Annotated in this window: 20 protein-coding genes and 1 tRNA gene; 20 read left to right on the plus strand and 1 reads right to left on the minus strand. The window is 66.9% G+C overall.

Annotation, left to right across the window (positions count from 1 at the left end; all coding sequences use genetic code 11):
* The first annotated feature begins 124 nt into the window (after positions 1-124).
* Genes H9634_RS12865 through H9634_RS12880 form a run of 4 tightly spaced genes read left to right on the plus strand, consistent with a single transcriptional unit; the run spans position 125 to position 3801 of the window.
* On the plus strand, positions 125-940 hold the full coding sequence (locus H9634_RS12865) for a DUF3100 domain-containing protein (RefSeq protein WP_191727158.1): 816 nt from the start codon (positions 125-127) through the stop codon (positions 938-940).
* On the plus strand, positions 937-1419 hold the full coding sequence (locus tag H9634_RS12870) for a hypothetical protein (RefSeq protein WP_191727159.1): 483 nt from the start codon (positions 937-939) through the stop codon (positions 1417-1419). The genes H9634_RS12865 and H9634_RS12870 overlap by 4 nt, the downstream gene beginning before the upstream one ends.
* The gene (locus H9634_RS12875; RefSeq protein ID WP_191727161.1) at positions 1416-2321 is read left to right on the plus strand and encodes an NAD(P)-dependent oxidoreductase; all 906 of its coding nucleotides are present in this window, start codon (positions 1416-1418) and stop codon (positions 2319-2321) included. Before H9634_RS12870 ends, H9634_RS12875 begins: the two co-directional genes overlap by 4 nt.
* A complete protein-coding gene (locus H9634_RS12880; RefSeq protein WP_225210941.1) occupies positions 2314-3801 on the plus strand; it encodes an aldehyde dehydrogenase family protein in 1488 nt (495 codons plus the stop codon). Before H9634_RS12875 ends, H9634_RS12880 begins: the two co-directional genes overlap by 8 nt.
* Before the next feature lie 23 nt (positions 3802-3824).
* On the opposite strand, the gene H9634_RS12885 is transcribed toward H9634_RS12880, so the two are convergent.
* Complete coding sequence (locus H9634_RS12885; protein WP_191727163.1) at positions 3825-4523, minus strand: rhomboid family intramembrane serine protease; 699 nt, start codon at positions 4521-4523, stop codon at positions 3825-3827.
* A 140-nt stretch (positions 4524-4663) separates the two neighbouring features.
* On the opposite strand from H9634_RS12885, the gene mfd reads away from it, so the two are divergent.
* The 16 genes from mfd to H9634_RS12960 all read left to right on the plus strand — a co-directional run bounded on the left by mfd (position 4664) and on the right by H9634_RS12960 (position 20393).
* Positions 4664-8299: a transcription-repair coupling factor gene (mfd, locus tag H9634_RS12890; RefSeq protein ID WP_191727165.1), complete on the plus strand. Its 3636-nt coding sequence runs from the start codon at positions 4664-4666 to the stop codon at positions 8297-8299.
* A complete protein-coding gene (locus tag H9634_RS12895; protein ID WP_191727167.1) occupies positions 8296-9198 on the plus strand; it encodes a MazG nucleotide pyrophosphohydrolase domain-containing protein in 903 nt (300 codons plus the stop codon). Before mfd ends, H9634_RS12895 begins: the two co-directional genes overlap by 4 nt.
* Positions 9173-9946 carry a tyrosine-protein phosphatase gene (locus H9634_RS12900; RefSeq protein WP_225210942.1) on the plus strand — a complete coding sequence of 258 codons (774 nt, stop codon included), beginning with the start codon at positions 9173-9175 and terminating at the stop codon, positions 9944-9946. The genes H9634_RS12895 and H9634_RS12900 overlap by 26 nt, the downstream gene beginning before the upstream one ends.
* 63 nt (positions 9947-10009) lie before the next feature.
* The gene (gene eno, locus H9634_RS12905) at positions 10010-11290 is read left to right on the plus strand and encodes a phosphopyruvate hydratase (RefSeq protein WP_191727182.1); all 1281 of its coding nucleotides are present in this window, start codon (positions 10010-10012) and stop codon (positions 11288-11290) included.
* A 300-nt stretch (positions 11291-11590) separates the two neighbouring features.
* Complete coding sequence (locus H9634_RS12910; protein ID WP_191727184.1) at positions 11591-12160, plus strand: FtsB family cell division protein; 570 nt, start codon at positions 11591-11593, stop codon at positions 12158-12160.
* Complete coding sequence (locus H9634_RS12915) at positions 12157-12660, plus strand: DUF501 domain-containing protein (protein ID WP_191727186.1); 504 nt, start codon at positions 12157-12159, stop codon at positions 12658-12660. Before H9634_RS12910 ends, H9634_RS12915 begins: the two co-directional genes overlap by 4 nt.
* Positions 12661-12706: 46 nt before the next feature.
* Entirely contained in the window at positions 12707-13696 is a 990-nt protein-coding gene (locus H9634_RS12920) for a Ppx/GppA phosphatase family protein (RefSeq protein WP_191727188.1), read from the plus strand.
* An 11-nt stretch (positions 13697-13707) separates the two neighbouring features.
* The gene (locus H9634_RS12925; RefSeq protein WP_191727190.1) at positions 13708-15069 is read left to right on the plus strand and encodes a S8 family peptidase; all 1362 of its coding nucleotides are present in this window, start codon (positions 13708-13710) and stop codon (positions 15067-15069) included.
* Between the two features lie 46 nt (positions 15070-15115).
* Complete coding sequence (locus H9634_RS12930; protein WP_191727192.1) at positions 15116-16489, plus strand: NAD(P)/FAD-dependent oxidoreductase; 1374 nt, start codon at positions 15116-15118, stop codon at positions 16487-16489.
* 237 nt (positions 16490-16726) lie between these two features.
* Positions 16727-16803 (plus strand) — tRNA-Leu (locus H9634_RS12935).
* 537 nt (positions 16804-17340) lie between these two features.
* Entirely contained in the window at positions 17341-17463 is a 123-nt protein-coding gene (locus tag H9634_RS14790; protein ID WP_263598815.1) for a hypothetical protein, read from the plus strand.
* 93 nt (positions 17464-17556) lie between these two features.
* Positions 17557-17916, plus strand: a complete 360-nt coding sequence (locus H9634_RS12940) for an ArsR/SmtB family transcription factor (protein WP_318245115.1) — start codon at positions 17557-17559, stop codon at positions 17914-17916.
* A 38-nt stretch (positions 17917-17954) separates the two neighbouring features.
* Positions 17955-18902 carry a cation diffusion facilitator family transporter gene (locus H9634_RS12945; RefSeq protein ID WP_191727195.1) on the plus strand — a complete coding sequence of 316 codons (948 nt, stop codon included), beginning with the start codon at positions 17955-17957 and terminating at the stop codon, positions 18900-18902.
* A 222-nt stretch (positions 18903-19124) separates the two neighbouring features.
* The gene (locus H9634_RS12950) at positions 19125-19526 is read left to right on the plus strand and encodes a hypothetical protein (protein ID WP_191727196.1); all 402 of its coding nucleotides are present in this window, start codon (positions 19125-19127) and stop codon (positions 19524-19526) included.
* Positions 19527-19595: 69 nt separating this feature from the next.
* Positions 19596-20057: a hypothetical protein gene (locus tag H9634_RS12955; RefSeq protein ID WP_191727198.1), complete on the plus strand. Its 462-nt coding sequence runs from the start codon at positions 19596-19598 to the stop codon at positions 20055-20057.
* A 12-nt stretch (positions 20058-20069) separates the two neighbouring features.
* Positions 20070-20393 carry a potassium channel family protein gene (locus H9634_RS12960; RefSeq protein WP_318245116.1) on the plus strand — a complete coding sequence of 108 codons (324 nt, stop codon included), beginning with the start codon at positions 20070-20072 and terminating at the stop codon, positions 20391-20393.
* The last annotated feature ends 78 nt before the right edge of the window (positions 20394-20471 follow it).

Below are 20471 nucleotides of genomic sequence, written 5' to 3' on the forward strand. Positions count from 1 at the left end.
GCATTTTCCATCTTGGCGTTGCCTGTGAGGGCAACCGCGTGATGCAGATTTTGGGTACTACTGCCCATCCGGGTCCGTTGTTACGTTCGAAGGAACTCAACAATCATCGACCAATGGGGGCGCGATGCGACTGCAAGAACTATTGTCACCGCGATTGCATGCGGCGGCGCTCATAATCGTCGTGCTAGCTCAGCTCATCGGCATCGTAGATATTCCCGTAGGGCTCGGCAGCATCCTGCTGTTGCCGCTCCTCTTCGCCTTCGCATTCGGTCTGCTGACGAATTCCAACATCGTCGGACGCACAGTTGGTTTACTGAAAACGCGTCACATCACGGCTGCATCGTCATGCGTAGTGGTGGCGATCATTCCATTCATCGCGAAGTTCGGCACAACTGTCGGACCTGCGCTCGGCGATATCATCGCCGCCGGGCCAGCTCTCCTTCTACAGGAGCTCGGAAACCTATTCACGATCGTGTTCGCGCTGCCAGTGGCGCTGTGGGTGCTGAAGATGGGCCGTGAATCCGTCGGAGCGACTTTCTCGGTGGCCCGAGAACCAAGCTTGGCGATCGTCGCGGACCGATATGGGCTAAAGAGCCCTGAAGGTGCCGGAGTGATGGGAGTCTACGTCGTCGGCACACTGGTCGGAACCATCGTATTCTCGGTGCTGGCTTCTGGACTGGCCTCGACTGACGTCTTCGATCCGCGGGCACTCGCAATGGCGTGCGGTGTCGGCAGCGGTTCGATGATGGCTGCGTGTTCAGGGGCGTTGGCTGCAGCCGTGCCAGCGCAGGCAGACACTCTCATCGCTCTCGCCGGTGCGAGCAACCTTCTGACCTACGCGACAGGCATGTACGCCAGCCTCTTCATCGCACTTCCCCTCGTTGAGTGGATCTATCGACGCTTCAGCCCTGAAGCTCGTCGAGGAAAGGCAATGACATGAGCCAGCAAGTCGCCGTCGCGGAACCAACCGAAGCGCTTAAGTTGAGCCACGAAGTCACACTACTCGCACTGGTCACTATTATGTGCATTCCGTTGCAACTGATGGCGACTGATCTTGGAATCGGACAGATCATCGGCGGTCTCACCGTGCTCGCGGGCATTGGCGTTGCCGGAGTCGTAATCGCCCGTCTGCTGCCGATGCTCAAACTACCTTCTGTAGCCTGGGTATCAATCGTCGGAATTGCCGCGACCATTCCCGGGACACCCTGGGCAGGAGCGGTCCTCCGTTGGGTTGAGAACATCGATTTCCTTGCGCTGACTCCCCCGTGCCTGGCGTATGCAGCGATGGCGATAACCGCTCGTGAGATCTCCATTGCTCGTACGTCTGGCTGGAAAATCCTCATTGTCGGTGTCCTCGTCCTGCTCGGTACCTACATTGGGTCCGTCCTCATCGCCGAACTCATGCTAGGAGTTTCATGAATCAGTCCCCAGCAGTTGCCGTCATTGGTCTTGGCCGGATGGGCGCCGGAATGGCTGCCACGCTCCTTCGCCACGGCTATCACGTCTACGGTGTCGATCCCGTCGGAGTGAGTGAAGATCTCCAGGCTGGTGGGATCATCGCCAGTGAACTCGAGGATGTCGCGCAGCAGGCCCCAACGGTGGTTCTCTCGCTGCCGTCAAGCGACATCTCCCGTGAAGTGCTGATCGGAGCCAACGGCATTGCCGAAGATCTGGCTGCACGAAACGGGTCGAACAGTGTTGTCCTCGATATGTCGACAGGAGATCCGCGAGTTGCGCAGGAGCTTGCGCGCCGGCTCGACGACCTAGGAGTCGGATTCGTCGATGCACCGGTCAGTGGAGGTCCGAAAGGCGCACGTGGTGGAACGATGACGGCATTCGTCGGCGGCAGCGCGGAATCTGTCGCGCGTGCCACTCCGGTTCTCACTGCGCTCACCAGTCGCTGCACCGAGGTGGGAGGCCCCGGCAATGGTCAGCTGGCCAAGCTCATCAACAATGGGCTGTGCGCCGTCCATCTGGCTGCGGCCGGAGAAGCCTTGGCTCTGGCTGAAGCCTGGGGCGCACCTCCGGCGAAGATCTTCGAAGCAGTGAATGCGGCTTCCGGTCGCAGCGCCGTTACAGAGCTCAATGTGCCCGAGTGGGTGCTCTCTGGCACCTTCGACAGCGGGTTTTCCACCGGTTTGATGGCCCGGGACGTCGGGCTCGCAACAGGGACTGCGGGGGTGCTGGGCGTAGATGCTCCACTTCTCAATGCCGCGCTGCTGCAATGGCAGAGAGCGCAGGAGGCATTCGGCGCCGACGCAGACTTCAATCGCATCGTCACATCAAACAGAGCTGTCCAGGAGGAAACCCCGAATGACTGACCATCGTCCTGATATGCCAGGTGCCCCTGCAATCGGCGTCTCCACTGGGGACGAGGTGGTACTCGGTGAAGGCAGAGAGATCAGCATCGACGATCCGGCCACGGGGCAGAGCCTCCTTCGCTATCGAGAGCCTCTGCGAGCTCAGGTCGACGCGTGTGTCGCCCGTGCAGTCGAATCGCAGCGAGAATGGATCGGGCTAACGGCCGCAGAGCGGGGCCGACGTCTGCACGCGGTCGGTGGTGCAGTGCGCGATGCCCTCCCCGAACTGGCGCGGTTGGAAGCACAGAACACCGGGAAGCCGATCCACGATGCGCGGGCTGAGGTGCAAGCTGTCGCAGAGATGTTTGAATACTACGCCGGCTGGTGTGACAAGCAGACCGGTGACGTGCTCGCTGTACCGACGACGCATCTCAATTACACCCAACGAGTGCCCTATGGAGTGGTCGCTGCGATCACACCGTGGAATGCTCCGATCTTCACGTGCGGGTGGCAGGTGGCCCCAGCTTTAGCTGCTGGGAACGCAATCGTGATCAAACCATCCGAACACACGCCGGTGACCTCAACCGCTCTTGCCGGGCTGGCTCACGCAGCAGGCCTGCCGGCAGGCCTCTTCAGCGTTGTTTCCGGCACTGGGCTGACCTCGGGCGAGCCGCTCGTCGAACATCCCGAAATCCGCAAAGTGATCTTCATCGGCTCGCCACACACGGGCGCCATCATCGCCGCGAAGGCCGCATCGCACCTGAAGCCTTGCGTTCTTGAACTCGGTGGGAAGTCTGCGAACATCATCTTTGCCGACGCGGATCTCGAGCGTGCAGCGCGTGGGGCAGCAGGAGCAATCTTCTCTGGGGCAGGACAGAGCTGCGTGGCCGGTTCCCGACTGCTCATCCATGACGTTGTTTACGATGAGGTGATTCGCAAACTGCGTGACATCGCTGCACAGGTTCGGGTCGGCAACCCTGAGGATCCCGATGTCCAGATGGGCCCACTTCAGAACAGGGCTCAGTTCGAGCGGGTGAAAAGCCTCCTTGATTCGTACGACGGCAAGACCGCGTTCGGCGGTTACGGCCCGACGACCACTGGGGCGGATGAAGCAGGATTCTATATCCGACCGACAATCCTGGAACCATCGTCCAACGATGCTGAACTAGCCAGAACCGAGATTTTCGGCCCGGTCGTCGCGGCGTTGCCGTTCTCGGACGAGACGGAAGCGGTCAACCTCGCAAACGACAGCAGATTTGGGCTTGCTGGCGCTGTGTGGACCTCCGATGTTGCACGTGCGCACCGAGTAGCAGGAAAACTGACCGCCGGGACCGTATGGGTCAACAGTTATAAGACAATTCACGTCATGTCGCCCTTCGGCGGATTCAAAGACTCGGGATACGGGCGCTCCAGCGGACAAGAGGGGCTCTATGAGTACAGCCAGCCGCGTTCTATCTGGGTCGAAACGTCAGAACATCCGAACCCGATCGGCGGATACTGAGATAAACGAGACGATGCTGGCCCTCAGTACAGCCCGCCGGTGCGGCGCGGGGCGGTGGTCTCACCGCTGAGGGAGTGCCAGCGCGGCTGCCCGGCCATCCAGGCAGCCAGCCCGCCGCCGATCGCCCCGAAGAGGTGGCCCTGCCAGGAGATGCCGGGGAACAGCGGCAGCACCCCAGTGATCATCGAGCCGCCGTAGAGGATGATGACGAGCAGGCCGATGACGCCGAACATCAGTCGGCGCAGGATCGAATCGGTGAAGACCGCGCGCAGGATGAGGTAGCCGAAGTAGCCGAACACGAGACCCGAGGCGCCGACGGTCAGCGTGCCGGGAAAGTTGACCGCCCAGGCGCCGAGCCCGCTGACAACGGCGATGACGGCGGTGGCGAACCAGTAGCGGCGGACGCCCTCGGCAGCGACGAGCAGCCCGAGGACGAGGAACGGGACCGTGTTGGCGATCAGATGCGGCCAGCCCGAGTGCAGCAGCGGAGAGAAGACGATGCCGATGAGACCAGTCGGATTCCATGAGCGGACTCCGAAACCGTTGAATGAACCCGGCAGCACGAAGTCGGCGGCGGCGATGACCCACATGAGCCCGAGCAGCACGATCGGCTGCAGAAGTCGAGCCCCGACATTCGAACCGGACAGGTCGAGATCGGACCGGATTCTCGATCCGGTCCGCCGGGCAGGCGTGCGGTTGAGGTCAGAGGGCTCGAAGCTCATGGGCGCATTCTCGCAAGCGAAACTGAGAGGGCCCTCCACAGCGGAGCCGGGCAGCGCGGGCCGCAGGTTCCGCACTGGTGTCATGAGCCTCACCGCCGGAGCGGGCCCGCCGGACACGGAAGCCGAGTAGACTTTACGGCGTGTCTGTGACCGGAATCTCCCGCCTGCTGCAAACCAACTCCGCCTACAGTGCTGCCCTGGCAGCGCTCGCCGACACCTCGGCGGCAGGCGGTTCGATCAGCGCGATCACCGGGCTGTGGCCCTCGCTCATGTCCGAGGCCGCCGCAGCCGGGCCGCTGCTGGCCGTCACCGCCACCGGCCGGGAGGCCGACCACCTCGAACGCGCGCTCGCCGACTACCTGCCGGTCAGCTCTGTGGCGGTGTTCCCCAGCTGGGAGACGCTGCCGCACGAGAAGCTGTCCCCGCGCTCGGACACCGTCGGGCGCCGACTGTCGGTGCTGCGCCGCCTCAGCCACCCCGGCGATTCACCGCTGAGCGTCGTCATCGCACCGATCCGGGCGCTGCTGCAGCCGCTTGTCACAGGGCTCGGCGACCTCGAACCCGTGCAGCTGAAAGTCGGTGACGAAGTCGAAATCGCCGACCTCGCCGAACAGCTCTCCGACCTCGCCTATTCACGCGTCGACATGGTCTCCCGGCGCGGTGAGTACGCGGTGCGCGGCGGCATCCTCGACATCTTCCCGCCGACGGACGACCAGGCGCTGCGCATCGAGTTCTTCGGCGACGAGGTCGACGAGATCCGCCCGTTCTCCGTCGCCGACCAGCGCTCCCTGCCCACTGTTGACGACGCCGTCTACACCCTGTGGGCCCCGCCGTGCCGCGAAGTGCTGCTCACCGCCGACGTCCGCGCACGCGCCCGCACCCTCATCCCACAGCTGCCGCAGGCCGCCGAGATGCTCGAGAAGATCGCCGACGGCGTCGCTGTCGAAGGCATGGAATCCCTCGCCCCGGTGCTCGCCGGAGAGATGGAGACCTTCGTCGACACCCTGCCGGCCGGCACCCGGATCCTCGTGACCGCCCCCGAGAAGGTCGCCGCCCGGGCTGAGGACCTCGTCGCCACGACCGAGGAGTTCCTCGCCGCCGCGTGGACGTCTGCCGCTGCAGGCGGGAAGGTGCCGATCGACCTGTCGCCTGCCAGCTTCCGCACCCTGGAGGAGACCCGCGAGGCCGCCGCTGCGCGCAGCCTGCCGTGGTGGGAGATCGGCGGATTCGCCCGCGATGCCGAACTGGCCGAGTCCACCGGTGAGACCGTGCTCGAGGTGCCAGGTCGGCAGCCGCGCGGCTACGCCGGCGACGTCGAAGCGATCCTCACCGATGTGCGCGCCCTCGTCCACGACAGCTGGGACGTCTTGGTCCTCACGGAAGGCCGCGGGCCCGGTGAGCGGATGGTCGAGGTGTTCTCCGAAGCCGATGTGCCGGCCCGGTTCGTCGACGATCTCACCGAGCCCACCACCTCGGGCGCGGTGACCGTGACGACGGCCGCGGACTTCGGCGGGTTCGTCATCGACGAGATGACGCTCGCCGTCCTCACCGAGGCCGATGTGCTCGGCCGGGCCGCAGCCACCTCGACCCGCGACATGCGCCGGCTGCCGGCCCGCCGCCGGCGCCACCAGGTCGACCCCCTCGACCTCAAACCCGGCGACTACGTCGTCCACGAACAGCACGGTGTGGGCCGGTTCGTCGAGATGGTCGCCCGCACGATGGGCCGCGGGCCGCAGGCCCACACCCGCGAGTACCTCGTCATCGAATACGCGCCCTCCAAGCGCGGCCAGCCCGGCGACCGCCTCTACGTGCCCTCTGACTCCCTCGACCAGGTCACCCGGTACGTCGGCGGGGAATCACCGTCGGTGAACAAGATGGGCGGTTCGGACTGGGCGAAGACGAAGTCCAAGGCCCGCAAAGCGGTCAAGGAGATCGCCCGCGAGCTCATCCACCTGTACTCGGCCCGCCGCGCCTCCTCCGGGCACGCCTTCGGCCCGGACACCCCGTGGCAGCGTGAGCTCGAAGACGCCTTCCACTACATGGAGACCCCCGACCAGCTCACCACCATCGACGAAGTCAAAGCCGATATGGAGAAGCCGATCCCCATGGACCGGCTCATCTGCGGTGATGTGGGCTACGGCAAGACCGAGGTGGCGGTGCGTGCAGCGTTCAAGGCGATCCAGGACGGCAAGCAGGTCGCCGTGCTCGTACCGACGACCCTGCTCGTCCAGCAGCACTTCGACACCTTCTCCGAACGCTACTCCGGCTTCCCCGTCACCGTCGGCAAGCTCTCCCGCTTCCAGACCCCAGCCGATTCGGAGAAGACGAAGAACGACCTCAAGGACGGCAGCCTCGACCTCGTCATCGGCACCCACCGGCTGCTCTCCGGTGAGGTGCAGTTCAAGAACCTCGGGCTCGTCATCATCGACGAGGAGCAGCGCTTCGGCGTTGAGCACAAGGAGACGCTCAAGGCGCTGCGCACCAATGTCGACGTGCTCGCGATGTCGGCCACCCCGATTCCGCGCACCCTGGAGATGGCGGTGACCGGGATCCGCGAGATGTCGACCCTGGCGACCCCGCCGGAGGACCGCCACCCGGTGCTCACCTACGTCGGCAGGTACGAGGACCGGCAGGTGACTGCGGCGATCCGCCGTGAGCTGCTGCGCGAAGGCCAGGTCTTCTTCATCCACAACCGCACCCAGGACATCGAGAAGACCGCCGCCCACCTAGCCGAGCTCGTCCCGGAGGCGCGCATCGCCGTCGCCCACGGCAAGATGAGCGAACAGCGCCTCGAGCAGGTCATCGTCGACTTCTGGGAGAAGCGCTACGACGTGCTCGTGTGCACGACGATCGTCGAGACCGGCATCGACATCTCGAACGCCAACACCCTCATCGTCGACCGTGCTGACCGGATGGGCCTGTCCCAGCTGCACCAGCTGCGCGGGCGGGTCGGCCGCTCGCGCGAGCGCGCCTACGCCTACTTCCTCTATCCGGCCGACATGACGCTGACCGAGACCGCCCACGACCGGCTGCAGACCGTCGCCGCCCACACCGAGCTCGGCGCGGGCATGCAGGTGGCGATGAAGGACCTGGAGATCCGCGGGGCCGGCAATCTGCTCGGCGGCCAGCAGTCCGGGCACATCGAAGGCGTCGGCTTCGACCTCTACGTCCGCCTCGTCGGCGAGGCGGTGGCGAACTTCCGCGGCGAAGGCGAGGAGGAGGTCGCGGAGATGCGCATCGAGCTGCCGATCGACGCGCACCTGCCGACCGACTACGTCGAGCATGAGCGGCTGCGGCTGGAGGCCTATCGCAAGCTCGCCGCGGCCACCGATGATGCCGAGATCGCCGAGGTGCTCGCCGAGCTCACCGACCGTTATGGTCCCTACCCCGAGGCGGTCGAGGTGCTCGCCGAGATCGCCCGTCTGCGCATCCGCGCCCGTGCCTCCGGCGTGCAGGAGATCCTGTCGGTGGGCAACACGATCCGCTTCGCGCCAGTCGAGCTTGCCGATTCGCAGATTGTGCGTCTCAAGCGGCTGTACCCGAAGTCGCTCATCAAGCCGGCGCTGCGGGCGATCCAGGTGCCCAAGCCGCAGTCCGGGGTCGGGTTCGACAAGCAGGACCTCGTCGACCGGGAGCTCATCGACTGGGTGCACCAGTTCCTCGATGCGATCCTGCCCGCTCCCGAGGCGGAGGCCGGGTCGGCAGAGAAGGCCGGGTCAGAGGAGAAGGCCGGTGCAGGGAAGAAGGCCGGTGCAAAGGTGGAGACGAACGCATGAGCACTCCGCGCTGGCAGCGTCCGGACACCACCGGCATGACGGCGGCTGAGGCCGTCGCCTACCTGCTGGCGCGCTGCCCGTGGGGTGCCGCCCAGACCCACACCGGGCTGCAGAAGCACCTCATCGAGGAGACCCATGAGCTCATCGGCGCGCTTGACGACTACGCCGCTGACCCGGATGAGCGCACCGCCGCCGAGGTGGAGGTCGAGCTCGGCGACGTGCTCTACCAGGTGCTCTTCCACGCGGCCATGCTCGACCGGCAGGCCGCCGGCGGGCAGGCACTCGCCTCGATGCGCGACCACGAGGATCTGCCCGGTGAAGCCCTGACGCCAGCGGCGATCCGGCGCGTCGATGCACGGCTGACAGAGAAGATCATCCGCCGCCACCCGCACGTCTTCGACTCGACTGCGCCAGTCGACATCGACGAAGTCGAACGCCGTTACGAAGCGATCAAGACGGCCGAACGCGCAGCCACCCGGCAGCTGGCACCCGACCCCGATCCCGCTGGGGAGCACGCCGCTGGTCGGCAGGCCGCGGCCGCCGCCCGCGCCTCGTTCGACTCTCTGCCCGCCAGCGTCCCCGCCCTCACCCGCGCCCAGGCGGTGCTCGGCCGAATCGAACGCCTCGCACTCGACCAGCCGGACACCTCGGGCCCCGACACCACTGGCCCGGACACCTCGGGTCCGGACACCATGCCAGGCCAGGCGCCCACCGCCTCGGGAGCGGAAGCCGAACTCGGCCGGGCGCTCTTCGCGCTCGTGAGCCAGGCCCACGCGCAGGGCCTCGACGCCGAGGCCGCGCTGCGTCGGGTAACCTCCGAAGTGGAGGACGCAGCCGTCGAGCAGGCCCGCAGGCAGGCCGTGGAGGGTGGAGATGACACAGCAGATGCACGTCGCTGAGCGGATTCCGATCCCGGGCACGTTCAACTTCCGCGACATCGGAGGCTGGCCGACCAGCCGCGGCACTGTTGCCCGCGGGCTGCTGTACCGTTCCGACGGCCTGCACAACCTCACCGACACATCCCGGGCAGCGCTGCGGGAGCTGAACCTGCGCACCGTCATCGACCTGCGCGAAGAGCGCGAATCCCACCGCGCCCCCGATGCCCTCGACGGGCTCGACGTCGAGCACATCTCACTGCCGGTCTTCGACAACCGCTACTATCCGCTCGACCCGAACGCCGCGCGCGTCGAACTGCCCGATCACACCCTGCCGACGATCTACCAGACGATGATCGACGAATTCGGGCCTCGCCTTGCCGCCGGTGTCGAGACGATCGCCTCACGCGTGCGCACCCCGGTGCTCATCCACTGCTCAGCCGGCAAGGACCGCACCGGCGTGCTCTCAGCCTTCGTGCTCAGCCTGCTCGACGTCGACCGCGAGTACGTCGTGACCGACTACACGATGACCGAACGCTACCTCGGCGCCGAATTCGTCGCAGCCCTCGGCGCGAAGTTCGCCCAGGCCGGGATCGTCGCCGACATCTCGAAGACCGCCACCCAGGCACCAGCCGGACTCATCACCGCAGTGCTCGATCGGCTCGACGACGAGTACGGGGGAGTAGCCGGCTACCTGCGCACCCACGGCATGAACCCCGAGGCGGTCGACGAGCTGCGCGCCGGTCTCGTTCGCCCCGCGCGTGTCGACTAAGCTGATTCGCGTAGACCCCGTTCCCGCCCCACAGCCGATGCATCAGGCTTGAAGGAGACCACAGTGGCTGAAATCATTGCTGCCAATGCCCGCGAGATCCTCGACTCCCGCGGCAACCCGACCGTCGAGGTCGAGGTGCTGCTCGAAGACGGAGCCGTCGGACGCGCCGGCGTGCCCTCGGGTGCCTCGACCGGCGAGTTCGAAGCCGTCGAGCTGCGCGACTCCGACCCCGAGCGCTACCTCGGCAAGGGCGTCCAGCAGGCCGTCGATGCCGTGCTCGACGATCTCAACAACGCCATCGCCGGCTTCGAAGCCGAAGAGCAGCGCCTCATCGACCAGGCGATGATCGACACCGACGGCACCGACAACAAGTCCCGGGTCGGCGCCAACGCCATCCTCGGTGTCTCACTTGCGGTCGCCCGCGCCGCCGCCCAGTCCGCGGACCTGCCGCTGTACCGCTACCTCGGCGGCCCGAACGCCCACATCATGCCGGTGCCGATGATGAACATCCTCAACGGCGGCTCGCATGCCGACTCGAACGTCGACATCCAGGAATTCATGATCGCCCCGATCGGGGCTGCCAGCTTCCGCGAAGCCCTGCAGTGGGGCACCGAGGTCTACCACGCGCTCAAGGCTGTGCTCAAGGATCGCGGCCTGTCCACCGGCCTGGGAGATGAGGGCGGCTTCGCCCCGAACCTGGAGTCGAACTCCGAGGCCCTCGACCTCATCATCGAGGCCATCGAGAAGGCCGGCCGCAAGCCCGGCAAGGACATCGCGCTCGCCCTCGACGTCGCCTCCAGCGAGTTCTTCAAGGACGGCGCCTACCAGTTCGAAGGCGAGAAGAAGACCGCCGCCGACATGACCGCCTACTACGCCGACCTCGTCGAGCGCTACCCGCTCGTGTCCATCGAGGATCCGCTGGATGAGAACGACTGGGACGGCTGGATCGAGCTCACCCGCGAACTCGGTGAGAAGGTCCAGATCGTCGGCGACGACCTGTTCGTCACCAACCCCGAGCGGCTGCGCCGCGGCATCGAATCCGGTGCCGCGAACTCGCTGCTCGTCAAGGTCAACCAGATCGGCTCGCTGACCGAGACCTTCGATGCGGTCATGCTCGCCCAGACCAACCGCTACACCTGCATGATCTCCCACCGCTCCGGTGAGACCGAGGACACCACGATCGCCGACCTGGCCGTGGCCACCCAGGCCGGCCAGATCAAGACCGGCGCCCCGGCCCGCTCGGAGCGCGTGGCGAAGTACAACCAGCTGCTGCGCATCGAAGAGCAGCTCGCTGACGCCGCCCGCTACGCCGGACGCTCGGCCTTCCCGCGCTTCCGCGACTGACACCGGCCGGCCACCGGCCGCACTCCCAGCCGCGGCCCGCCGCGGGTGTGCGCGGCTGAGGCGACCCGCTCCCGAGGTGGGGTGCACGACAGCGTGTGCACCCCACCTCGTGCGTGGGGCGCGAGGCGTGGGTTGTGGGGCGCGAGCCGCGGGTCGTGGGGCGGCGGCGGGGGTGCGCATATGCGCATCTCGCAACTGTCCGTGCGAACACGCCGCACCAAATGAGGGCTGTCGGCTGCAAGGCCAGGCAGACTTGATGCCACACACCTTTCTTCCCCCTGATCAGCTCATGAGGTGGCAATGGCTCCGACGTCATCTGCAGCACAGCGCCGCGCCCTGGCTGCCAAGCGGAAGTCCGCTGCCTCCCGCAAGCCGAAATCCGCCAAGGCCCAGGCGCCTGCTGCCCGCACGCGCAGGGCCCAGCCGGTCGTCGACCTCTCAGGCACCGACATCGACGCGACCGCGGCCGGGCGCCGTCTGCCGGCACGCACCATCATCCTCGGCGTCATCGCCGCGATGCTGCTGACGATGTTCCTGCCGTCGATCTCGACCGGGATCGCCCAATACCAGCAGATCGCCGCGTTGGAGCGCGACATCGAAGTCACCGAGCAGGAGGTCGCCGACCTCAAGGAGCGCCAGGAGCAGCTCAAGGATCCCGACTACCTCGCCCAGCGCGCCCGTGAGGACTACCACTACGCCAAGGACGGGGAAGAGGTCTACATCGTCATCGACGACACCGGCGAGGAGGCCGCTGCCAAGACCGCGGCCGCCGGGGCAGGGGAGAAGCGCACTGTGCGCAAGCAGCCGTGGTACATCGAGCTGGTAGATTCTCTCAAGGCCGTCGGTTTCGCAACAGAAGAGAGCCCATGATCACCGAATGCACCCCAGCGGACTTCGAGACGATCCGCGCCCAGCTCGGCCGGATCCCGCGCGGCGTCGTCGGCGTCGCCGCCCGCTCGAAGACCGGTGAGCCGCTCGTCGTCGCGACCGCGCCCCGGCTGGAGGACGGCACGCCGTTCCCCACCACCTTCTACCTCACCCACCCGGACTACGTCACCGAATGCTCCCGGCTCGAAGCCGCCGGTGTGATGGCGCAGATGAGCGAACAGCTCGCCGCCGACGAGGATATGCAGGCCGCCTACCGTACAGCGCATGCCGCCTACCTGGCCGCCCGCCGGCAGATCGGCATCGACGCTGGCGTCGGCGAGGTGCCGGAGATCGACGACTTCTCCGCCGGCGGCATGCCCACCCGCATCAAGTGCCTCCACGCGCTCGTCGGCCACGCCCTGGCCGCTGGGCCCGGCGTCAACCCGGTCGGCGATCTCGCCCTGTCGATGATGGACGGGGTGCCGCCCGTCGCCGAGGTGTGAGTCACCTGAACCGGCAAGCTCCCCTGCGGCGTCTAAGCTGGGTGGCATGACCCGAGCTGCTGCCTTCGACTGTGGAACGAACTCCATCCGCCTCCTCATTGCCGACATCACCGCACCCGCTGACGGCGGGCCGCTGCAGGTGCGCGATGTCGTACGCGAGATGCGCATCGTGCGCCTCGGCCAGGGCGTCGATGCCACCGGCCGGTTCGCCGACGAAGCCCTGGAGCGCACCTTCGCCGCCTGCGAGGAGTACGCCGAGCTGATCCGCGCGCATTCACCTGAACATGTGCGCTTCGTTGCGACGTCTGCCAGCCGGGATGCGGCCAACCGCGCGGAGTTCTTCGCCGGTGTCCGGGAGCGCCTCGGCGTCGAGGCTGAGGTCATCACCGGCATCGAAGAAGCGCAGCTGTCCTTCACCGGCGCGACTGTCGGCGTGCAGGCGGCCGCCGACCCGGCACCGGCCGGCCCGTTCCTCGTCATGGATCTCGGCGGCGGCTCCACCGAACTCGTCACCGGGGCAGTCGGGCCCGCCGGGGCTGAGCTGACCGGGGCGCACAGCATGGACATCGGGTGCGTGCGCCTGACCGAACGGCACCTGCATTCCGATCCGCCGACCGAGGCTGAGATCACCGCGACCATCAGCGACATCGACGCCGCCTACGATGCCGCCCGCACCGATGTCGACGTCTCCGGTGTGCGCACCGTCATCGGTGTCGCCGGCACGATCACCACCGTCACCGCCGCGCTGCTCGGACTCGAAGCCTATGAGCCCGAGGCGATCCACGCCGCCCGGCTGGAACCCGAGGAGCTGCGGGCCACCTGCCAGAATCTGCTGCACATGCCGCGAGCGGAGCGGGCCGCACTGTCGTTCATGCACCCCGGCCGCGTCGACGTCATCGGTTCCGGGGCGCTCATCTTCGCCACGCTCATCGCCCGCATCACCGCCGATGCCCAGCAGCCTCCGGCGATCTTTGCAAGCGAGACCGACATTCTCGACGGCATCGCTATCGGCCTCATCCAGCGAGCCGGCACCTGAAGGTAGCTGTCATGACCACCGTCGACCGAGACGCCACGGGCCACCCGCGTGCCCGGGGAGTCAGGGCTGCCTGGGCTGGAGGGGCTGCCGGGCAGAAGCTCGCCGCCGGTGCCGCGGCTCTCGCGCTGGCCACCGGTGCGGCACTGGCCGAGGCGACCCTCACCTCGGGCCCGGCCAGCGCGGCCGAACCCGAGGCAGGACCCGGCCAATGGTTCATCGACGACTACGGCATCGACGAGATGTGGCAGACGACGACCGGGAAGGGCACGACGGTCGCCGTCATCGACTCCGGCGTCGAAGCCACGCACGAGAACCTCACCGACACCGTCGTCAAGGCCAAGGACTTCTCCGAAACCGGTGCGGACGGCACCACCCCTCTCGGCGACGGGTCGATCATCCACCACGGCACCGCCGTCGCAGGCGTGATCGCCGGCAACGGTTCCGGGCCAGGGCCGATGGGCGTGGCTCCGGACGCCGACCTCCTCTCCGCCTCGATGTGGCTGGGCAGCAACCGGCCGGAGAGCTCTCCACCATCCCGGCAGCAGGCCGCAGCCGCGCTGCGCTGGGCCGTCGACGAGGGCGCGGATGTCGTCAACATGTCCCTCGGCTGGGACGACCCGACCTGGGATCCCGACTGGGACGAGGCCTTCGCGTATGCATTCGAGCACGACGTCGTCGTCATCGCCTGTGTCGGCAACCGCTCCCAGGGTGCGCGCAAGGCCTGGGCGCCCTCGACCGTGCCCGGCGTCGTCGGGGTCGGGGGACTGGGCGCCAACGGGCAGGTGCGCGCCGAATCGACAGCCCCCGGCATTGCCGTCGATCTCATGGGACCAGCCGAGGACATCCCCGTCCCGCTGCCCGGCGGCGAATACGGCACCGGCGACGGCTGCTCCTTCGCAGCCCCGGTCGTCGCCGGAGTCGCAGCCCTCATCCGCAGCGACGACCCGGACCTGTCCGCCGATGAGGTCGTCGCCAAGCTCTACACCACAGCCACCCCTGTCGACGGGCACACAGGCGTGACGACTCCCGGGCAACCCGACCCGGTCGTCGGCCACGGCCGCCTCGCTCCTCTCGCAGCGCTCAACGCCGAGGTGCCCGCAGACGTCCCGCAGGCCAGGCAGCAGCTCGCCGACTGGGTGACGATGCACCGCCGGGCACCGGCGACCTCCGAGCAGGCCGAACCCGGGGACGATTCCGGCAAGGAAACCTCCCGCGAAGGCCAGGCGCAGGTCACACCGGCCACCGCCTCGGCGGCGGGCCCGGCCGTGCTCATCATCGGGGGCCTGGCAGGTGGTGGGCTCATCGCCGCCGGGATCGCCCGGATGCGGCGCACACCGCGGTCTGATGCGGATCCGCCAGCACCCCCGGAGTGAAAGTGAAAGTTTTCACAAACCTTGGGGCGGTCGCTAGTATGGGGTCATGGCACTGATTCGAAACAGCAAACTGCGTCCTCGTATTCTCATCGTCGGAGGCGGCTACCTCGGCCTCGTCACCGCCCAGAATCTGCTGAAGAACCTGGGTCGCGGCGAAGCGACGGTCACTGTCGTCGACCCCAACCCCTACATGACCTATCAGCCGTTCCTGCCCGAGGTGGCAGCCGGCTCGATCGAGCCGCGTCACGCCGTCGTGCCGCTGCGCCGCAACCTCAAAGGCGCGGAGGTCGTCACCGGCTACGTCCGGTCGATCAACCACTCCGACAAGTTCGTCACCGTCGAACCCGAAGGCGATGAGCCCTTCGAGCTCGACTACGACCAGATCATCCTCGCCGCAGGCTCGGTGGCCCGCACCCTTCCGATCCCGGGTCTGGCCGAAGAGGCCATCGGGCTCAAGCGGATCGAAGAGGCCGTCGCCCTGCGCGATCACGTGCTCAACAACATCTCCGAGGCCTCCCTGCTCGAAGACGACGAAGAGCGCCGCCGGCTGCTCACCTTCGTCTTCGTCGGCGGCGGCTTCGCCGGCATCGAGATCCTCACCGAACTCGAGGACCTCGCCCGCGCGGCCGTCGCCCAGTACGAGACGCTGACCGAAGCCGATCTGCGCTTCGTCCTCGTCGAGGCGATGGGCCGCGTCATGCCTGAGGTCGGCGAGGCACAGGCCCGCTGGGTCGTCGAGCACATGCGCGAGCGCGGCATCGACGTCTACCTCGAGACCTTCCTGCAGGACTGCACCAATAAGCACATCCAGCTGTCCAACGGCGAAGAGTTCGACTGCGACACCGTCGTGTGGAGCGCCGGCGTCAAGGCCAACCCGCTGCTCGTCGACTCCGACCTGCCGCTTGATGAGCGCGGCCGCGTGACCGTGCGCGCCGACCTGCGCGTCGAAGGCGATGAGGGTGTTGTCGAAGGCGCCTGGGCAGCAGGCGACAACGCCGCAGTGCCCGACCTCTCCGGTGGTGGCGTGGGCGGCTACTGCGTGCCTAACGCGCAGCACGCTGTGCGCCAGGCCCCGGTGCTGGCCGCCAATGTGCTCGCCGCGCTGCGCGGTGAGACCGAGTTCCGCCAGTACTTCCACAAGACCATCGGCTCGGTCGCCGGTCTGGGCCTGTACCAGGGTGTCTCGCAGATGGGCGACTTCGAAGCCCGCGGCGTGCTCGCCTGGCTCATGCACCGCGGCTACCACGGCTACGCCATCCCGACCATCGACCGCAAGGTCCGGGTGTTCGGCAACTGGGCGCTCAACTTCGTCCTCGGCCGCGACGTCATGCCGCTCAAGGACCTCGATGTGCCGCGCAAGTCGTTCGTCGACGCTGCACACTCGAAGCCCGCTCCCAAGAAGGAGCCGGCCAAGGCCTGACCATGACGCTCACCTGAGCTGACGTCAGCACTCGTGGGGATCCCATTGGGGTCCCCACGAGTGTTTTCGTCTGCAGCTGTCTGCACCTGTGCTCCTCCGCGTCCGAGGTGGTGGGGCTGCGGCTAGGATCGAATCGAGGGCACAGGCTCGCGGGGAAGGTGATGGCAGTGCGCAGGGGATACACGCTGGGGGCGGAGGGCGTTGGGCGGCGCTGACTCGGTTAGACTGTCAGCCGTCGCCCCTATAGCCCAATCGGCAGAGGCAGTCGACTTAAAATCGATTCAGTGTGGGTTCGAGTCCCACTGGGGGCACCAATGTCCTGAGTCGGGACATCGTTGACAGATGAGTCTTGACATCGGCGACAGAAGGCCCGGAGTCTTTTTGATTCCGGGCCTTCGTGATTCAGCGGCCGGGACGGTCGTCTGAGGGTTCACCTCGCGTCGCGAGCTTCCGCAGGAATCTGAACTCCAGCAGCAGGGCGCTCCACCGTGTCTTGTCAGGCCCGAAGGAGCGAACACGCACCGGGCGAAGACGGAATCGTCTGCGACGCATTCACGGCTGCAACCAGCGCGGATCCGGCATACCGGCTCTGGACCGGAGTCATGTCAACGATGTCCCGACTCACCTGTCAATTATCACTCCCGTAGAAGTGTCAACGATGTATCGACTCACCTGTCAACGATCATCGAGGCGTTCCATACGCAATTGGTGTCAACTATGTCCTGACACAAGACAGGCTGCGCGCCGTCGGCGAACTGGGAATCGCGGCTGTTGGGCCTCCAATCGCGGTCGGGGTCGAAGAAGTCCTCGGTGAAGGGTTCGGGCTGGCCCGCTGCGGTCAGCCCTTCCTGGTGCCCGAGGCCGTCCGCGTGGCCCGCGCCTGGAGCTCAACGCTGTACTTCCTCGGTGCTGCCATGCTCCTCATCCGCCCGTGGGATCAGAGCCTCTACCAGACCCGGGGCGAACCAGGATGAACGGCCCAGAAGCCGTCCCAGGCAGAGCGGCGCCCGGACGAAAGCGGCATCACCATCGGGTGATAGCATCGTTCTATGGCGATGAAAGCTGATGTGACACCGATTAACGAAGCGGCCACGACCGCGTACGCCCACCTGTTCCAGGCGCTGGCCGAGCCGACGCGCCTGGCGATCGTCCAGCACCTGGCCTCCGGCCCGCATCGGGTGCGCGACCTTGTGGCGCACATGGGCCTGGCGCAGTCGACGGTGAGCAAGCACATCGCCTTCCTGCACGAATGCCGGCTGCTCACCGCCCGGCCCGAAGGCCGCGCCACCTGGTACGCACTGGCTGAACCCGAGCTGCTGCGCGGGCTCATCACCGCAGCCGAACGCGTACTGACCGCCACCGGCGCCCACGCGGTGCTCTGCCAGCACCTGCACGCGTCAAAGCCGCACCAGCCGGTCGCCGGCTGAACCGACAGCCGACCACAGCACCAGGAGAGGAGGAGACCATGGGAGCACACCACAGTCACAGCCACGGACCCAGCGCCGCCGAAGCCGCGCACTCACCGGGCATGCGCCGCCGGCTGCTCATCGCCTTCAGCCTCGTCGCCTCCATCGTCGTCGTCCAGCTCATCGGCGCCTGGCTGTCGGGCAGCCTCGCCCTGCTCGTCGACCTCGTCCACTCCTTCGTCGACTCCTCCGGCCTGCTCATCGCCGTTGTCGCCGTCACCCTCATCGCCCGCCCGCCGTCGAACGAGCGTACATGGGGCTACCGGCGGCTTGAGAGCCTCGCTGCACTCGCCCAGGGCCTGCTGCTGCTCGGGGTGAGCATCTACGCGATCATCGACGGCATCCGCCGCTGGGCCGCCCCGCCCGAGGTGGCCGCCGGCCCACTGCTCATCGTCGCCGCACTCAGTCTGGTCCTCAACGTCGCAGCGATGCTCGCCCTGGCAGCCGGGCGGAACACGAGCCTGAACATGCGGGCGGCGTTCCTCGAAGTCCTCGTCGACGCCCTCGGCACGCTGGCGGTCATGGTCTCGGCGATCCTCATCCTCACCACCGGCTACACCCGTGCCGACACGCTGGCGGCCTTCCTCATCGCCGCCCTCATCATCCCGCGCGCGGTCATCCTGCTGCGCGATGCCGTCCGGATCCTCATGGACTTCACCCCGGCAGGCCTCGACCTCGATGAGGTCCGCCGCCACATGCTCGCCGTCGATCACGTCATCGACGTCCACGACCTGCACGCCTCGACCGTCGCCTCCGGGCTGCCGACACTCAGCGCTCATGTCGTGCTCGACGACTCCTGCTTCAGCGACGGCCATGCGATCGAGATCCTCGACGGGTTGCGCCGCTGCATCGCGGAGGACTTCGAGGTCTCGATCGAGCACACGACGTTCCAGCTCGAAACCGAGGACATTCGCCGGCGTGAGAGCCGCGACACAGTTCATCCGTAACGAGAGGGCCCAGCGCGGCATCACAATTCGGTAACGTCGGCCGAGCGGAGAAGTTGCGCACGCCACACTCAGTCCTCCTGCCAGCGGCGGAGCGTTGAGGGTATGTCTCAATCCCGTCATGTGCGGCACGAGACGATAACACCGGCTGATTCGCAGCGTTCACTCAGCTAGCCTTGTCACTGAAGCGGCATGCGAAACGCCGCACCAGGCCCACTGACTCCCATGCACAACTGCGAACCTGCCGAAGCCGAAAGAAGCACGATGCTCAAAGAGCTCATCATCCGGTTCCTTCTCGTGGCCGCCCCCGCCTGCGCCGTCCTCTGGATGTTCGCCTTCACCTCTGGGGAGCTGCGAACGCCCGCCGGACTCACCCACCACCTGACGATGACCGCCACCCTGCTCGGCATCATGGCAACACTCTTCGGCATCATCTTCCTCATCGCAGCCCTCACGAGCCGTCTCACACCACGCCCGGTGCGCGTCGAATCCCAGCCGCTTGGAGTCCCGGCGACCCCCGCCCCGGCGACCCCCGCCCCGGCGACCCCCGCCTCGGCGCCGGCACCGGCGACCTCAGAGACCGTCGAACCTGCCGAGACGCGGCTCATGGCCGGCGCGCAGCAATAGCCGACACGGCCGCCGTCAGGCGGCACGCACCGCCCCGCGCCCCTGCGCATATGCGACACTGACATCAGGATGAGCGAGGCGAGGAACACCACACAGACGCGTCACACCGCGGTGCCGCCGAGTCGTTACCAGCGGTGGCAGCAGCTGACCGAATGGCCGATGGCGATCGCCGCTGTCATCTTTCTGGGCGCCTACGCCTACGTCGTCATCGGCAACCTGCGGCCCTCGGAGATCATGTGGCCTCAGCGCCTCATGCTCGCCCTCTGGGTCGTCTTCGCCATCGACTACATCGTCAGCTTCATCCTCGTGTCCCGCCGCTTCCTGTGGCTCTGGACCCACCTGCACGAACTCGCCCTCGTGATCTTCCCGTTCCTCAGGCCGCTGTATCTGTTGCGTCTCACCACGCTCATCCGATTCATCCACCGCACCGCCGGTGCGCGCCTGCGCGGTAAGGTCACCCTCTACATCTGCACCGCCTCGGTCGTGCTCGTCTTCGTCGCAGCACTCGCCGTCCTCGACGCCGAGAACTGACCGGGCGCCCACATCACAAGCTTCGGCGATGCGCTGTGGTGGGCTGTCGTGACGATCACGACGGTCGGCTACGGCGATCACTTCCCGATCACCGCGCTCGGCCGGATCATCGCCGTCGGGCTCATGATCTGCGGCATCGCCCTCATCGGTTCGGTGACCGCGACGCAGGCCTCGTGGATCGTCGACACGGTCTCCGAGGACGAAGAGGCCGAGGCGCGGCACCTGAGCGATGACGCGGTCGCGCTGCACGAGCGCCGCGGCCCGGCTCATGCCGGTGAGCTGTCGGACGCGGATCCGGGAGTGCTGCGGCCCAGGCGGCAGCGGCTCGACCTCTAGGTGTACTTCCCGGTGAGGTTGTGAACGCGGTCTGCTGGTGAGAGTCCCCCAATCGCGGTGTGGGCTCGATGGTGATTG

This window comes from Brevibacterium gallinarum, from assembly GCF_014836885.1.
In the GTDB taxonomy this organism is placed as follows: domain Bacteria; phylum Actinomycetota; class Actinomycetes; order Actinomycetales; family Brevibacteriaceae; genus Brevibacterium; species Brevibacterium gallinarum.

Coding starts and splice junctions, on each gene's coding strand:
- H9634_RS12865 (WP_191727158.1), top strand. CDS start 125: ATGCGACTGCAAGAACTATTGTCACCGCGATTGCATGCGGCGGCGCTC.
- H9634_RS12870 (WP_191727159.1), top strand. CDS start 937: ATGAGCCAGCAAGTCGCCGTCGCGGAACCAACCGAAGCGCTTAAGTTG.
- H9634_RS12875 (WP_191727161.1), top strand. CDS start 1,416: ATGAATCAGTCCCCAGCAGTTGCCGTCATTGGTCTTGGCCGGATGGGC.
- H9634_RS12880 (WP_225210941.1), top strand. CDS start 2,314: ATGACTGACCATCGTCCTGATATGCCAGGTGCCCCTGCAATCGGCGTC.
- H9634_RS12885 (WP_191727163.1), bottom strand. CDS start 4,523: ATGAGCTTCGAGCCCTCTGACCTCAACCGCACGCCTGCCCGGCGGACC.
- H9634_RS12895 (WP_191727167.1), top strand. CDS start 8,296: ATGAGCACTCCGCGCTGGCAGCGTCCGGACACCACCGGCATGACGGCG.
- H9634_RS12900 (WP_225210942.1), top strand. CDS start 9,173: ATGACACAGCAGATGCACGTCGCTGAGCGGATTCCGATCCCGGGCACG.
- H9634_RS12910 (WP_191727184.1), top strand. CDS start 11,591: ATGGCTCCGACGTCATCTGCAGCACAGCGCCGCGCCCTGGCTGCCAAG.
- H9634_RS12915 (WP_191727186.1), top strand. CDS start 12,157: ATGATCACCGAATGCACCCCAGCGGACTTCGAGACGATCCGCGCCCAG.
- H9634_RS12920 (WP_191727188.1), top strand. CDS start 12,707: ATGACCCGAGCTGCTGCCTTCGACTGTGGAACGAACTCCATCCGCCTC.
- H9634_RS12925 (WP_191727190.1), top strand. CDS start 13,708: ATGACCACCGTCGACCGAGACGCCACGGGCCACCCGCGTGCCCGGGGA.
- H9634_RS12930 (WP_191727192.1), top strand. CDS start 15,116: ATGGCACTGATTCGAAACAGCAAACTGCGTCCTCGTATTCTCATCGTC.
- H9634_RS12945 (WP_191727195.1), top strand. CDS start 17,955: ATGGGAGCACACCACAGTCACAGCCACGGACCCAGCGCCGCCGAAGCC.
- H9634_RS12950 (WP_191727196.1), top strand. CDS start 19,125: ATGCACAACTGCGAACCTGCCGAAGCCGAAAGAAGCACGATGCTCAAA.
- H9634_RS12955 (WP_191727198.1), top strand. CDS start 19,596: ATGAGCGAGGCGAGGAACACCACACAGACGCGTCACACCGCGGTGCCG.